13 protein-coding genes are annotated in these 14,073 nt (G+C 61.8%); 3 read left to right on the top strand and 10 right to left on the bottom strand.

Annotated elements, in window-relative coordinates; genetic code table 11:
• Positions 1–204, bottom strand: a 204-nt coding sequence (locus tag ENJ19_06975; protein ID HHM05469.1) for a GNAT family N-acetyltransferase, incomplete at its 3' end; no start/stop codon positions are given.
• A 118-nt stretch (positions 205–322) separates the two neighbouring features.
• Here ENJ19_06975 and ENJ19_06970 point away from each other — a divergent pair.
• On the top strand, positions 323–1,156 hold the full coding sequence (locus ENJ19_06970; GenBank protein ID HHM05468.1) for an outer membrane lipoprotein-sorting protein: 834 nt from the start codon (positions 323–325) through the stop codon (positions 1,154–1,156).
• 45 nt (positions 1,157–1,201) lie between these two features.
• Here ENJ19_06970 and trxB read toward each other — a convergent pair whose 3' ends face one another.
• Positions 1,202–2,161 carry a thioredoxin-disulfide reductase gene (gene trxB / locus ENJ19_06965; protein ID HHM05467.1) on the bottom strand — a complete coding sequence of 320 codons (960 nt, stop codon included), beginning with the start codon at positions 2,159–2,161 and terminating at the stop codon, positions 1,202–1,204.
• 204 nt (positions 2,162–2,365) lie between these two features.
• On the opposite strand from trxB, the gene ENJ19_06960 reads away from it, so the two are divergent.
• Positions 2,366–4,684, top strand: a complete 2,319-nt coding sequence (locus tag ENJ19_06960) for a DNA translocase FtsK (GenBank protein ID HHM05466.1) — start codon at positions 2,366–2,368, stop codon at positions 4,682–4,684.
• Here the strand turns inward: ENJ19_06960 and ENJ19_06955 are convergent.
• The 8 genes from ENJ19_06955 to ENJ19_06920 all read right to left on the bottom strand — a co-directional run bounded on the left by ENJ19_06955 (position 4,573) and on the right by ENJ19_06920 (position 12,647).
• Complete coding sequence (locus tag ENJ19_06955; GenBank protein ID HHM05465.1) at positions 4,573–4,836, bottom strand: hypothetical protein; 264 nt, start codon at positions 4,834–4,836, stop codon at positions 4,573–4,575. The genes ENJ19_06960 and ENJ19_06955 overlap by 112 nt on opposite strands.
• Before the next feature lie 138 nt (positions 4,837–4,974).
• Positions 4,975–5,667, bottom strand: a complete 693-nt coding sequence (locus ENJ19_06950; GenBank protein HHM05464.1) for an electron transport complex subunit E — start codon at positions 5,665–5,667, stop codon at positions 4,975–4,977.
• Positions 5,660–6,286, bottom strand: a complete 627-nt coding sequence (rsxG, locus tag ENJ19_06945) for an electron transport complex subunit RsxG (GenBank protein ID HHM05463.1) — start codon at positions 6,284–6,286, stop codon at positions 5,660–5,662. Before rsxG ends, ENJ19_06950 begins: the two co-directional genes overlap by 8 nt.
• A 19-nt stretch (positions 6,287–6,305) precedes the next feature.
• Positions 6,306–7,340, bottom strand: coding sequence for an electron transport complex subunit RsxD (gene rsxD, locus ENJ19_06940; GenBank protein HHM05462.1), 1,035 nt, complete (start codon positions 7,338–7,340; stop codon positions 6,306–6,308).
• A 173-nt stretch (positions 7,341–7,513) separates the two neighbouring features.
• Complete coding sequence (gene rsxC, locus ENJ19_06935) at positions 7,514–9,064, bottom strand: electron transport complex subunit RsxC (GenBank protein ID HHM05461.1); 1,551 nt, start codon at positions 9,062–9,064, stop codon at positions 7,514–7,516.
• A complete protein-coding gene (gene rsxB / locus ENJ19_06930; protein ID HHM05460.1) occupies positions 9,061–9,627 on the bottom strand; it encodes an electron transport complex subunit RsxB in 567 nt (188 codons plus the stop codon). The genes rsxC and rsxB overlap by 4 nt, the downstream gene beginning before the upstream one ends.
• 5 nt (positions 9,628–9,632) lie before the next feature.
• A complete protein-coding gene (gene rsxA, locus ENJ19_06925; GenBank protein HHM05459.1) occupies positions 9,633–10,214 on the bottom strand; it encodes an electron transport complex subunit RsxA in 582 nt (193 codons plus the stop codon).
• 417 nt (positions 10,215–10,631) lie between these two features.
• Positions 10,632–12,647, bottom strand: a complete 2,016-nt coding sequence (locus ENJ19_06920) for a methionine--tRNA ligase (protein ID HHM05458.1) — start codon at positions 12,645–12,647, stop codon at positions 10,632–10,634.
• A 195-nt stretch (positions 12,648–12,842) separates the two neighbouring features.
• Here ENJ19_06920 and apbC point away from each other — a divergent pair, with 195 nt between their 5' ends.
• Positions 12,843–13,934, top strand: coding sequence for an iron-sulfur cluster carrier protein ApbC (gene apbC, locus ENJ19_06915; GenBank protein ID HHM05457.1), 1,092 nt, complete (start codon positions 12,843–12,845; stop codon positions 13,932–13,934).
• Positions 13,935–14,073: the final 139 nt, after the last annotated feature.

Raw genomic sequence — 14,073 nt, 5'->3', positions numbered from 1 at the left:
GGAATGATCCTTGAGATACAGGGGCAGGGCACCCACCAGCTTGGCTCCCTCGCGCATCAGCAAATAGCGGGGATGCCATCCCGTGCCCGGTCCGAGGCCCTGGTGGCGCTCCAGCGCGTGAAGAAAGGCGTGGCCTTGAGTCAGCAGACCGTCCCATTCCCGGGCATTGACCCGGTCCAGGGATTCCACGATAGCCACGTTCATGTTCAAATCGCACTACGCTTGTTAGGTGTCGGTCCACAGTGAGACCAACAACAGATTGACGCGAAAAACGGCGCGGCGGGTGTGACGGGTGCCCGGCGCGGAATTATGAGGAGATTCCATGACAAGAGCCAACAGTCAATGCACGGCAGGCGCGGCCCTGATCCTGGCGCTGGCCACCTTCTCCGCATCCCTGTCTGCGCAGGGCCTTTCGGCGGACGAAATCATGGCCCGTTCGGCCCATGTGGACGGTGGACGCGATGGCTTGTTTGGCCTGGCCTTCACTTTCGAACCGGCCCGCAAGCCCAAAACCGAGCTGCGCTACACCATGGTATGGAAGACTTATCCGGATGATCCCAAGCTCGACACCAAAGTGATTTTCTACAGCGAATATCCACCGGATGACCACGGCAAAGCCTTCATGGCCTTTATCTATCATGGCAAAAAAGACGATCACTGGCTGTACCTGCCGGAATTGCGCATGGTGCGGAAGATCTCCCACGGCCGCCACCAACATCAACATGACAACGACGAGTTTGGCAAGACCCAGCTGACGCGGGGAGACATGGTGCCCAGGGCGCCAGACGCCGACCGCCACCGGCTGCTGGGCGTGGATGAGCGGCTGCGGGGGCGCTACTACAAGATAGAAAGCACCCCCCTGGCGCGCAGCGAGGAATACCCCTACGCCAAAGCGATACGGTGGATAGATGCCGAAACCTTCCTGCCGTGGCGCGTGGATTACTATGGCGAGCGTGGCGCCGAAGCGGTGAAACGTTTGCATTTCGACTGGGACAAGATCGGCTCGGCCTGGGTGTGGAAGAAAGTGGTGGCGGAAAACCTTGTCAACGGCAGCAAAACCACCCTGGATGTGAGCCATGTGCGACTCAATATTGGCTTGTCCGACAGGATCTTTTCCAAACGCAGTCTGATGCGGCGGCCGGAAAGCCTGAGGTAAGCTGGCGCCCGCCGGCCGGGATTTTGGAATTTTCGCAGGGGTGAGCTACTGCTTCCCCAGATGCTCCAGATACCGCTCCGCGTCCAGCGCCGCCATGCAGCCCGTTCCGGCTGAGGTGACCGCCTGGCGATAGATGTGGTCTGCCACGTCTCCCGCGGCGAATACACCGGGAACACTGGTGGCGGTGGCCTCACCCTGAGTGCCGCTTTTCACCTTGATGTAGCCGCCCTCCATTTCCAGCTGGCCGGCAAAGATGCCAGTATTGGGGGCGTGGCCGATGGCGATAAACACCCCCTGCACCCTGATCTCCTGCGTGGTGTCGCCGGACAGGGCTTTCAGGCGCAGCCCCGTTACGCCACTGTCGTCGCCCAGTACCTCATCCAGTTGACGGTTCCAGATGATGTCCACCTTGCCTTCTTTTTGTTTTTCCATCAGGCGGTCAATCAGAATCTTTTCCGCCCGGAAATGATCGCGGCGATGAATCACGGTGACTTTGGCGGCAATATTGGACAGATACAGGGCTTCTTCCACTGCAGTGTTCCCGCCGCCCACTACGGCCACGTGCTGGTTGCGATAGAAAAAGCCGTCACAAGTGGCACAGGCCGACACGCCTTTGCCCATGAAAGCCTCTTCCGAGGGCAGACCCAGGTATTTGGCGCTGGCGCCGGTGGCAATGATGAGGGCATCACAGGTATATTCTCCCGCGTCGCCTTGCAGGCGGTACGGGGGCTGGCCCAGGGTTGCGGTGTGAATGTGGTCGAAGACGATCTCCGTGCCGAAGCACTCGGCATGGCGCTGCATGCGTTCCATCAGCTCGGACCCTTGCACGCCGTCCGGGTCGCCGGGCCAGTTTTCCACGTCGGTGGTGGTGGTCAGCTGGCCACCCTGCTGAATACCGGTGACGAGCACGGGCTGCAAATTGGCGCGGGCGGCATAGATGGCGGCGGTGTATCCGGCAGGGCCGGAACCCAAAATCAGCAGTCGGCAGTGTCTGGTTTCGCTCATGAGGTGTAGTTGCCTTAGGTCAGTGATTGAGGGGGCGTGTGAGGGTGTCTCATGCCGGGACGGCCGCAAATCTTACGCAAAGCCCCCAAAGCGGTAAAGGGCCGGCGCCGCCCCGGGGTTTGGAGCGCGGTTTTGTTTTACGCGCCAGTCCCCTATAAAATAGTAATTTATTGAGTTACTTGCCACGGTAAGTTGGCACCAGGGATGAAAATATTGGCCGAACCCGCAAAGGGTCGAAAAAATCGACAGGCGCCCGCCGTGCCCGGCGCAGCCCCCCAGCGCGGGCTGCGCGAGAGCATCTTGCTGGTGCTTGGTGCCCTGGCGCTTTATTTTCTGATTTCCCTGCTGAGCTACGACAGCAGTGATGCCGGCTGGTCCCAAAGTGCCCGGAGCGGGGCGGTGCACAATCTAGGCGGGGTGGCCGGGGCCTGGTTCGCCGATCTGTTTTTTCACCTGTTCGGTTATCTGGCTTATGTTTTTCCCTTTCTGGTGGCCTGCAGCGCCTGGCTGCTTTACCGTGACGGAGGGGTGTTGGGGGGACGCTCCGGGGGGGCTTGGCACTGGGCGCTGCGGCTGACCGGCGTCGTCTTCACCTTGGGCGCGGGTGCCGGTCTGGCCCGGCTCTATGCCGTCAATCCCTTGGCGCTGCCACTGGATGGGGGGGGCATTCTGGGTGATGTGGTCGCCACCACCCTCAGCGCCGCCTTCAGCCCGGTGGGCGCCGCTCTGTTCATGGGGGCCTTGTTGCTCACCGGTATCAGCCTGGCCACAGGGCTGTCGTGGATCCGCGTTATCGACAACATCGGCCGGCTCACCCTGGCGGGCTTCGGTGGCCTGGCCACCGCCTGGAACCGGGGCCGCGACAAAATGACCGCCCGCCGCCTGCGCCGGGAACGGGAACAAAACCCGCGGGTGGCGAAAAAGAAAGAAATCAAGAAGCGGGCCGCCCCCCGCATCGAACCCGTGATCAAACAACTGGAACCCAGCGTGCGGGCCCAGAAAGAGCGCCAGGTGCCGCTGTTCGACGACGTGGCCGACGAGGGCCCCCTGCCGCCCCTGGCCTTGCTGGATCCGGCTGAACCTCCGCAAAACCGGATGTCCGCTGAAGCCCTGGAGGCCCTGTCCCGCCAGGTGGAAATGAAACTGGCTGACTTCGGCGTGGAAGTGCAGGTAGTGGCGGTGCATCCCGGGCCGGTGATCACGCGCTTCGAGCTGCAACTGGCACCGGGAGTGAAAGTGGCGCGCATTTCCGGCCTGGCCAAGGATCTGGCGCGGGCCCTGGCTGCCATCAGCGTGCGCATCGTGGATGCCATTCCGGGCAAACCCGTGGTGGGCCTGGAAGTGCCCAACGAGCGGCGGGAGATGGTGCGTTTGAGCGAACTGCTTCAGTCCAGGCAATATGACGCTGCCCACGCGCCCCTCAGTCTGGCGCTGGGCAAGGACATCGGTGGCCACCCGGTGGTGGTGGACCTGGCCCGCATGCCTCATCTGCTGGTGGCGGGCACCACCGGCTCGGGCAAGTCCGTGGCCGTCAATGCCATGATTTTGAGCATATTGTACAAGTCCACCGCTGAAGACGTACGCCTGATCATGGTGGACCCGAAAATGCTGGAGCTGTCAGTGTACGAGGGCATACCGCACCTGCTGGCGCCGGTGGTCACCGACATGAAAGAAGCTGCCAACGCACTGCGTTGGTGCGTAGCGGAAATGGACCGCCGTTACCGGCTGATGTCGGCGTTGGGGGTGCGTAACCTGGCGGGTTATAACCGCAAAGTGAAAGAGGCTGCGGCCAAGGGCAGCCCTTTGCCCGACCCCGTCGCCCAGGCAGCGGCAGGAGCGGAAGCTCCGCCCTTGGTGACGTTGCCGCAGATCGTGGTCATTATCGACGAGCTGGCGGACATGATGATGATCGTGGGCAAAAAGGTGGAAGAACTCATCGCCCGCCTGGCGCAGAAAGCCCGCGCCTCCGGCATTCACCTGGTGCTGGCCACCCAGCGGCCCTCGGTAGATGTGCTCACGGGGCTGATCAAGTCCAATATTCCCACCCGCATTGCCTTCCAGGTCTCCTCCCGCATCGACTCGCGCACCATTCTCGACCAAATGGGCGCGGAACAGCTGCTGGGTCATGGCGACATGCTGTACCTGACCCCCGGCTCGGGGGTCCCCAGCCGGGTGCACGGCGCTTTTGTATCCGACCAGGAAGTACACAAGGTGGTGGCTTATCTCCGCAAGACCGGCGTGCCCGATTACATCGACGAAGTCTTGGCCGGACCCGCGGACAACGGCGACGGGGTCACCGGCGAGGCCGGCGGCGACGCGGAAGCCGATCCCCTCTACGATGAAGCCGTGCGCATCGTCACCGAATCGCGTCGCGCCTCCATCTCCGGCGTGCAGCGGCGCCTCAAAATCGGCTACAACCGGGCAGCGCGCATGATTGAGCAAATGGAACGCAGCGGCGTGGTGGGGCCCTTGCAGTCCAACGGTATGCGCGAAGTGCTGGCTCCGCCGCCGCCGGAAAACTGATCCTTGGCCTGTTGCTGCCAGCCGGCCAGGCGATCCGGCAGACCGATGCGATGGTCCACCTCCCGCAGCAGCAGTCCGCCACCGTCCGAACTGATGCGCCCACCGTCAAAACGACCGATCACTTCGCGTCGTCCCAGGGACTGAAATGCCAACTGCTTCGGTGTTCACCCTGTTTTTATAGGCCTCTTTCTCTTGTTGCGGATAAGTGTTTGTTTCCACCCACTTTATGCAACAAAAAGAGGCCTGTTTCTATAGGGGTGGTGAGATATCCGGGTTAAGTCTTACCTCTCTTACGTCTCACCGTTCACCGGTATTTGTGTTGGCAGACGCTGTGCCCGCGCCTGGCGGCGTCCGTCGATGACATTTTTGAGCGCCACCAACAACCCCAAGCCAATGAATGCTCCCGGCGGTAGGATGGCCAGAAGATAGCCGCGGTAGTCCTCAAACAGGGTAAGGGTCATGCCCCGCGCCCCTTCCCCGAACATCAGATGCAGTTGGGAAAACAAAGTGCCGAAGCCGATGATCTCCCGCATGGCGCCCAGGGTGACCAGCACGGCGGTGAAGCCCAGACCCATCATCAGGCCGTCCACAGCGGAGGGCAGCACCGGGTTTTTGGAGGCGTAGGCCTCGGCCCGGGCGAGGATGGCGCAGTTGGTGACGATCAGCGGAATGAAGATGCCGAGAATTTTATACAGCTCGTGGAAATAGGCGTTCATGGCCAGCTCAATGGCGGTGACGAAGGCCGCGATGATGAGCACGAACACGGGAATGCGGATCTCCGGCGTGACTTGGTGGCGGATGGCAGACACGGTGAGGTTGGACAGCACCAGGGTGAGGGTGGTGGCCAGCCCCAGGCCCAAGCCATTGACCACGGTGGAGCTCACTGCCAGCAATGGGCACATGCCCAGTATTTGCACCAAAGCCGGGTTGTTGTGCCACAGGCCGTCACGGGCCAGGGCGGCGTAGTCGGCAGTATCAGCCATGGTGGTCTGTCTCCTGGGGTATGGGGGCGAACAAAGCGTCACGGTGTTGGACAAAGTATTCCAGCGTTTTGCGCACGGCGCCGACCACGGCGCGGGGAGTGATGGTGGCGCCGGTGAACTGGTCGAACTCGCCGCCGTCTTTTTTCACCCGCCAACGCCGGGCTGAGGGATGGGACAGCGATTTACCGGCGAAGGTTTTGATCCAGTCGGACTTTTCCACGTCGATGCGGTCGCCCAGGCCCGGCGTTTCTTTGTGCGACACCACCCGCACGCCCAGCAACACGCCGTTGAAGTCCACTGCCACCAATAGTTTGATGCGGCCGTTGTAGCCGTTGGGGGCCACCGGCGTCAAAACCGCCGCCACCGGCCGGTTCTGGCGGCGGGCGCGGTAGACCGCCACCGGGTCCCGGGTGCCCAGGAAGGCAGGTGCGGTGACGTGGATCACGTCCTGGTACATGTCATTGTCGTGCATTTCGGGCGCTACCAGCTCGTGCAGCGCCTGCAACAGAAACCGGCGTTCGTTTTCGGCGATGCGTTCCACGGTGGCGGTGTAGGTGATGGCCACCAGGGCGGTGCCGACAATGGCAAAGGCGGCCAGCAGCGCCGCGGTGCGCAGCATGTGACGCAGCAGCACGGGCTCAGTCCCTGTCATGGCCGTAGACCCGCGGACGGGTGTAGTGGTCAATAAGGGGGGCGGCCATGTTCATCAGCAGCACGGCAAAGGCCACGCCGTCTGGATAGCCGCCAAAGGTGCGGATCACGTAGGTGAGCAGGCCGATGCCGGCGCCGAAGATCAAGCGGCCCCGTGGGGTGGTGCTGGCGCTGACGGGGTCGGTGGCAATGAAAAAGGCGCCCAACAGGGCTGCGCCGCTGAACAGGTGAAACAGGGGTGAGGCGTAGTGTTCGGCATCGATCAGGTGGAACACTGTTGCCAGCAGGGTCAGGGTGCCCAGCATACTCACGGGAATCTGCCAGCCGATGATTTTTTTTCTGATCAACCACAACCCGCCGGCCAGAAAAGCGAGATTGATCCACTGCCAGCCCACGCCGCCCAAGGCGCCGAACTGGGGTTGGCGCACAATCTCGCCCACGCTGAGGTCCAGCCCCAGTTGGGTTTTGACGGCATCCAGCGGCGTGGCCATGGTCAGGCTGTCCAGGGTCAGTGCCGGGGGCAGCTGGCCGGCGAACACATAGCGCAGGGTCTCCCCCAGGTCCGGCGTATGGGGGGCCAGCATGGCGGGTGCCAGCCAATGGGTCATTTCCACGGGGAAGGAGATCAGCAGCATCACATAGCCCAGCATGGCCGGGTTGAAAGGATTGAAGCCCAGCCCGCCGAACAATTGTTTGCCGATGATGATAGCGAAGGCCGCCCCCAGCACCACCAGCCACCAGGGCGCCAGCGGCGGCAGGGCCAGGGCCAGCAGGCAGCCGGTGACCACTGCGCTGCCGTCGCTGAGAAAGGGGGGCAGGGGGCGGCCGCGGACGGCCAGTGACAAGGCCTCCACCGCCAGGGCGGTGACTGTGGCCAATACCATGTTCACCACCACTCCCGGTCCAAAGAACCACACATAGGCCATCACTCCCGGCACCAACGCGGCCACCACTTGCAGCATGACCTTGGTCACGCTGTTGCCGTTGTGGATGTGGGGGGAGGTGGGTGTGCTGAGTGCCATAGATTGTGTGCTTGTTTGTTTGAAATTGCGTTTGGTTGGTAAGTTGTTTCGTTGCGCTTAGTGCCCCCTTTGAAAAAGGAGGGCAGGCGAGATGTTCCTTTCCCGTATCGAAAAAAATTGGTCGGTCCTGTTTCCCACGCCCCCTGTTTCCAAATTCCCCAACGGGCGTTGGGCTAGGTCTCGTCTTTTCGCACACGTTCTTTTTTTGCCCGCACCCGCTCAAGCGCTTCCTGTATCGCCGCTTTCTTTCCAGCGGCATTTTTTCCATTGGCCGCCGGTTCGTTTTGCAGCGCTTTTTTCTTTTTCTTGTGCCGCGCAGCGCGCTCGGCTTTTTCCCGCTCCAGTCGTTTCAGGCGCGCGTCGTGGCGCTGGCGGGCGAGGTCGGCTTTTTCTTTTTCCCGCTCTTGTTTCCAGATCTCCCCCTTGGCGTAGCGGTAGTATTGCACCAGGGGGAGGCGGCTGGGGCAGACGTAGGCGCAGCAGCCGCATTCGATGCAATCGAACAGATTGTAGTTCTGCGCTTTGTCGAATTCCCTGGCGTGGGCGTGCCAGTATAGTTGCTGTGGCAGCAGACTCACCGGACAGACGCCCATGCAGGCGCCGCAGCGGATGCAGGGCAGTGGCGCGGCGGGGGGGGGCAGCTCGGCGGCGGTGGCGGCCAGGAGACAGTTGGTGGTCTTGATTACGGGCGCGTTCACCGTGTGCAGGGCATAACCCATCATGGGGCCGCCCATGATGAGCCGGTCCATGGTGGCGAGGTTCACATCGCACTGGTTCAGCAGGTCGATCATGGGGGTGCCGATCAGCACGTCCAGATTGCAGGCCTGGCCCACGGCGGCGCCGGTAACGGTCACGTAGCGGGAAATCAGTGGTCTGCCTTTGATGACGGCTTGGTACACCGCGTGGGCGGTGCCCACATTGTGTACCACCACGCCGATGTGCAGGGGCAGCCTGTTGCCGGGCACTTCCTTGCCGGTGATGACCTGGATGAGCTGTTTTTCGCTGCCCTGGGGATAGATCGTCGGGCAGAGCACCACGTCCACCCCGTCCAGGTCCTTCGCAGCCGCCTGCATGGCGGCGTACGCTTCGGGTTTGTTGTCTTCCACGGCAATGACACAACGCCGGGCTTGCAGGGCGTGGCGGATGACTTTCAATCCCTCGATGATGTTGCCGGCCCGCTCCCGCATCAGCATGTCGTCGCAGGTGATGTAAGGCTCGCACTCGATGCCGTTGAGGATCAGCGTGTCGATGTGTTTGCTCCGGCCGGGGTTGAGTTTGATAAAGGACGGAAACCCGGCGCCGCCGAGGCCCACAATGCCCGCTTCGCGGATGAGATTGCGCAAATGGCTGGGGTCGATGCGGCGGTAATCCGCGGGCGGATTTCGTTTGATCCAGCGGTCCTCGCCGTCGGTTTCGATGACCACGCAGGGGGCGGACAGGCCGGACGGGTGCGGTACCGGGTAGTCACCGATATCGGTGACCACGCCGGAGCTGGGCGCATGCACGGCGGCACTGACGAAACCTGTGGCCTTGGCGATGGGCTGGCCTTTGAGCACAGTATCGCCCACCTCCACCACCGCCTCCGCCGATTCGCCAATGTGCTGGTGCAGGGGCAGGATCAGCTTGTTGGGCAGGCGCGCCGGCCGCACCGCCCGGGTCGTGGACGCCTGCTTGTGCTGCGGCGGGTGCACACCACCGGGAAACCTGAACAAGCCGGCGGTCACCCGTGGCCTGCCTTTTTCAGCGCTGTGTCCTCTTCGGGAGACGGCCACTGCCAGGTGTCAATGTCTTCTTCAATGGGTACCATGTCGATGCAGTCCACCGGACAGGGCGGCACGCACAGTTCGCAACCGGTGCATTCCGCCGCGATGACCGTATGCATCTGTTTGGCGGCGCCCAAAATGGCGTCCACCGGGCACGCCTGGATGCACAGGGTGCAGCCGATGCAGCGTTGCTCGTCGATGATGGCCACGGTTTTTTCCGGTTTTTCTTCGCCGTTTTCCGGATTCAGCGGCTTGGGGTCCACGCCCAGTAAATCCGCCAGAGCGTGAATCACGGCCTCGCCGCCGGGGGGGCATTGGTTGATGTCCGCCCTGCCGTCGGCGATGGCCTCGGCGTAGGGCCGGCAACCGGGAAAGCTGCACTGGCCGCATTGGGTCTGGGGCAGGATGGCGTCGATTTTGTCCACCAGGGGGTCGCCGTCCACCTTAAAGCGGATGGCGGCGAAACCCAGCAGCAAGCCGAACACCAGGGCCAGCGCCGTAAGCGCGATGAGCGCCGCCGCCACCGCGCCTATCCTTTGACCAGGCCGGAGAAACCCATGAAGGCCATGGACATCAGGCCGGCGGTGATCAGTCCGATGGCCGGACCGCGAAAGGGCCGGGGCACATCACCGGCGTTGATGCGCTCGCGCATGGCGGCGAACAGAATCAACACCAGCGAAAAACCCACCGAAGCGCCGAAGCCGTAAATGGCGGATGACACAAAGTCATGCCGCTCCTGTACGTTGAGCAGGGCCACGCCGAGGACGGCGCAGTTGGTGGTGATCAGCGGCAGAAAAATGCCCAGCACTTGATAAAGCAGGGGACTGGTTTTGTGGATGACCATTTCCGTGAACTGCACCACTACGGCGATGACCAGAATAAAAGTGATGGTGCGCAGATATTCCAGTCCCAACGGCGCCAGCAGGTATTCATTGGCGAGGTAGCTACACACCGAAGACAGCGTGAGCACAAAGGTGGTGGCCAGTGCCATGCCGGTGGCGGTCTCCAACTTGCGCGACACGCCCATGAAGGGGCACAGCCCCAGGAATTTCACCAGGACGAAGTTGTTCACCAGCACGGTGCTGACCAGCAATAACAGGTATTCTGACATCGTGAATAGCGCTCAGGGGCGGCGCCACAGTATGCGCGCCTTCAATTAGCCGTACAACCCAAGGGGGTTGGGGAAACGGGGGAAAAACAGGCGTTTATCCCGGCTTTCCACGGCTGGGGAGTAAACCATAATTTCTTATAACGAAGTAGTCCTTTTTTACATTATTTCTATACTGTTTTGTTATAAACAAAGAGTTTGGCTGTATTTCACATGTTTCGGAATATGGAGAGTGTTGGCCCCTGGTTCGCGCAGCATGGCCGTCTGCCCAACGGGTGCCGCAACCTTCCCGGCCTCCCCTTTTGAAAAAGGGGGATTTAGCGGTATGTAAGGGTGGCACCGCCAAGCGGTCTTCCCCGACGCTCAAATCTCCCCCAGCCTCTCTTTGCCTAAGAGGGGGCAAAAAGCCCGCGTACAGCGCTATTTCACCCGCATCCCCGGCGTGGCGCCGTCGTCCGGCCCCACCACCCACAAATTTTTCCCGCCCGGCCCGGCTGCCAGCACCATGGCCTCCGACACGCCGAAACGCATTTTCCGCGGGGCGAGATTGGTGACGACGACCACCCGTTTCCCCACCAGCTTCTCCGGCGCGTAGGCCTGCTTGATGCCGGCGAAGACCTGGCGGGTCTCGCCGCCCAAGTCCACCACCAGCCGCAACAGCTTGTCCGCGCCTGCAACGGCTTCCGCCGTCACGATTTCGGCCACGCGCATATCCAGCTTGGCGAAGTCGTCGAAGCTGATGGTCTCGGCGATGGGCTCGATTTTTGTTTTTTGCGTGCCTTTGGGCGCCAGGCTTTCCCGGGAGGCCGCCACCATGGCCTGCACTTTCTCCCGCTCCACCCGCGTCATGAGAGGCCGGTAACGTTCAATGCCGTGGTCCAACAAGGGGCGCCCGATGGCGCGCCAGTCCAGGGCGCCGGCGTTCAAAAAGGCCTCGGCCTGTTCCGCCATGTGCGGCAACACCGGTTTGAGGTAGGTCATCAGCACCCGGAACAAATTCAGCCCCTGGGTGCAAACGCCCTGCACCGCCGCTTCGCGCCCGGCTTTTTTCGCCAGCACCCAGGGTTTTTGTTCATCAATGTACTGATTGGCACGATCCGCCAGGGCCATGATTTCCCGCATGGCCTGGGAGTATTCGCGGCGCTCGAACAAGCCGGCGATCATCTCGGCCTCGCCGGCCACGCTGTCGTACAGCGCGGGGTCAGGCAGCGCGGCGGCCAGCCGGCCGTCGAAACGTTTGCTGATAAAGCCGGCGCAGCGGCTGGCGATGTTGACCAACTTGCCCACCAGGTCAGCATTCACCCGCTGCACGAAGTCGTCCAGGTTGAGATCCAGATCGTCCACCCCGGAGCCCAGTTTGGCGGCGAAGTAGTAGCGCAGATACTCGGGATTGAGGTGATCCAGATAGGTGCGCGCTTTGATGAACGTGCCACGGGACTTGGACATTTTCTGTCCGTCCACCGTGAGAAAACCGTGGGCAAAGATGGCCGTGGGTTTGCGGAAACCCGCGCCGTGGAGCATGGCGGGCCAGAACAGGGCGTGGAAGTAGACGATGTCTTTGCCGATGAAGTGATACAGCTCGGTGTTGCTGTCCGCCTTCCAGTATTCGTCGAAATCCCGCCCGGTGTTGTCGCAGTAGTGTTTGAAACTGGCCATGTAGCCGATGGGGGCGTCCAGCCAGACGTAGAAATACTTGCCCGGCGCTGCTGGAATCTCAAAGCCGAAGTAGGGTGCATCGCGGGAAATATCCCACTCCCGCAGGCCTTGGGTGAACCACTCCTCCAGCTTGTTGCGCACTTCCGGCTGCAAGTGACCGGCAGCGGTCCAGGCTTTGAGCAGGGGTTCAAAATCCGTCAGCTTGAAAAAATAGTGCAGGGATTCTTTTTCGACGGGCCGGGTGCCGGACAGGACGGACACGGCGTTTTTCAATTCCGCCGGCGAATAAGTGGCGCCGCACACCTCGCAACTGTCCCCGTACTGGTCCGCCGCACCGCAGCGGGGGCATTCGCCTTTGATAAAACGGTCCGGCAGGAACATGTTCTTTTCCGGATCGAAAGCCTGGACGATGGTGCGGGTGCTGATATGGCCGGCGGCCTTGTTGCGCAGGTACACCGTTTCCGCCAGGGCCCGGTTTTCGGGCGAGTGGGTGCTGTGGTAGTTGTCGAAGCCAATGTGGAAGCCGGCGAAGTCTGCCTGGTGTTCCCGGCCGATGCGCTCGATCAAGGCCTCCGGCGTAGTGCCTTCCTGCCGGGCTTTCAGCATGATGGGTGTGCCGTGGGCATCGTCGGCGCACACGTACACACAATCGTGGCCGCGCATTTTCTGAAAGCGCACCCAGATGTCCGTTTGGATGTACTCCACCAAATGGCCCAGGTGAATGGGGCCGTTGGCGTAAGGCAGGGCGCTGGTGACCAGGATTTTGCGTGTGGGGTTCATCGATGCCTCAATAAATTGCAAACAGCTTATCCATACTTCCCCTTTCAGGGGGATGGGGCTCAGTTCGGTGCCGCGGCGCGCGGAAAACCAAGTATTCTATCGAAATCGCCCGGCCCCGTGTCAGGGGGAACATGAAATTCCTCCTCATGGGGTACACTACGCGGCCATCGGCGAACAGTTTTTGGAGTTTGGAGCATGACTAGCGTTTCCCAATTGCAGGTGGAGATGGCCATCAAAGGCCACATCGATCCTTATCTAAAGAAGGACTGGGTCAGCGCCAAGGCGGTGAAAGCCATCGACGTGCAGGGTGACCGGGTGCGGGTGGACGTGGTGCTCGGCTATCCGGCGGCGGGCCTGCGCGAGGCTGTGTGCGCGGACCTCGAATCGCGCATCGGGGCGCTGGAGGGTGTGCGCGCCGCCAAGGTGAATCTTTCCTGGGAGATTGCCGCCCACGCTGTGCAGCAGGGCGTGAAACCCCTGCCCGGCATCAAGAACATCATCGCCGTGGCCTCCGGCAAGGGTGGGGTGGGCAAATCCACCACCGCCGTCAATCTGGCCCTGGCGTTGGTGGCGGAAGGCGGCAGCGTGGGTGTTTTGGACGCTGACATCTACGGCCCCAGCCAGCCCCGCATGCTGGGTATCAACGGCCGGCCGGAAAGCAGGGACGGGAAGTCCATGGAGCCTTTGGAAGGCCATGGCCTGCAGGCCATGTCCATCGGCTTCCTGGTAGACGAAGAATCACCCATGATCTGGCGTGGCCCCATGGTCACCCAGGCCCTGAGCCAGCTGTTGCGGGACACCAACTGGCGCGATCTTGACTATCTGGTCATTGATCTTCCGCCGGGTACGGGGGACATTCAGCTTACCCTGTCGCAAAACATCCCGGTGAGCGGTGCAGTGATCGTCACCACACCTCAGGACATCGCCCTGCTGGACGCCCGCAAGGGGCTGAAAATGTTCGAAAAGGTCAAGGTGCCGGTGTTCGGCATCATTGAAAACATGAGCACTCACATTTGCAGCCGGTGCGGCCACGAGGAGCACATCTTCGGTGCCGGGGGGGGGGCGCGTATGGCCAAAGACCACGGTGTGGAGCTGCTGGGGACGTTGCCATTGGATATGTGTATTCGCGAGCAAGCGGACAGCGGCATGCCCACCGTGGTGGCCGACCCCGACGGCGCCATCGCTGCCACGTATCGGGAAATCGCCCGTAAAGTTGCCGGGGCCTTGGCGATGCGGGGTAAAGATTATGCGGCGAAGTTTCCGAAGATTGTGATTCAAAATACGTGACTTGCCGCCTGCTGCAATAGCGATCGTGCAGGGTGGGCTGTGCCCGCCAACAAACAGCCTTGTTCACAGAAGATGGCGGGCACAGTCCGCCCTACATGTGTGAGTGGAGCGACATGAGCATCAAATCCGACAAATGGAT

The organism is Gammaproteobacteria bacterium (assembly GCA_011375345.1).
In the GTDB taxonomy this organism is placed as follows: Bacteria; Pseudomonadota; Gammaproteobacteria; order DRLM01; family DRLM01; genus DRLM01.
This window is presented reverse-complemented; position numbering and strand designations above follow the sequence as displayed.

What these genes read in the sequence shown, in the direction of transcription:
- ENJ19_06970 (HHM05468.1), top strand. Translation starts at nt 323, where the DNA reads ATGACAAGAGCCAACAGTCAATGCACGGCAGGCGCGGCCCTGATCCTG.
- trxB (HHM05467.1), bottom strand. Translation starts at nt 2,161, where the DNA reads ATGAGCGAAACCAGACACTGCCGACTGCTGATTTTGGGTTCCGGCCCT.
- ENJ19_06960 (HHM05466.1), top strand. Translation starts at nt 2,366, where the DNA reads ATGAAAATATTGGCCGAACCCGCAAAGGGTCGAAAAAATCGACAGGCG.
- ENJ19_06950 (HHM05464.1), bottom strand. Translation starts at nt 5,667, where the DNA reads ATGGCTGATACTGCCGACTACGCCGCCCTGGCCCGTGACGGCCTGTGG.
- rsxG (HHM05463.1), bottom strand. Translation starts at nt 6,286, where the DNA reads ATGCTGCGCACCGCGGCGCTGCTGGCCGCCTTTGCCATTGTCGGCACC.
- rsxD (HHM05462.1), bottom strand. Translation starts at nt 7,340, where the DNA reads ATGGCACTCAGCACACCCACCTCCCCCCACATCCACAACGGCAACAGC.
- rsxA (HHM05459.1), bottom strand. Translation starts at nt 10,214, where the DNA reads ATGTCAGAATACCTGTTATTGCTGGTCAGCACCGTGCTGGTGAACAAC.
- ENJ19_06920 (HHM05458.1), bottom strand. Translation starts at nt 12,647, where the DNA reads ATGAACCCCACACGCAAAATCCTGGTCACCAGCGCCCTGCCTTACGCC.
- apbC (HHM05457.1), top strand. Translation starts at nt 12,843, where the DNA reads ATGACTAGCGTTTCCCAATTGCAGGTGGAGATGGCCATCAAAGGCCAC.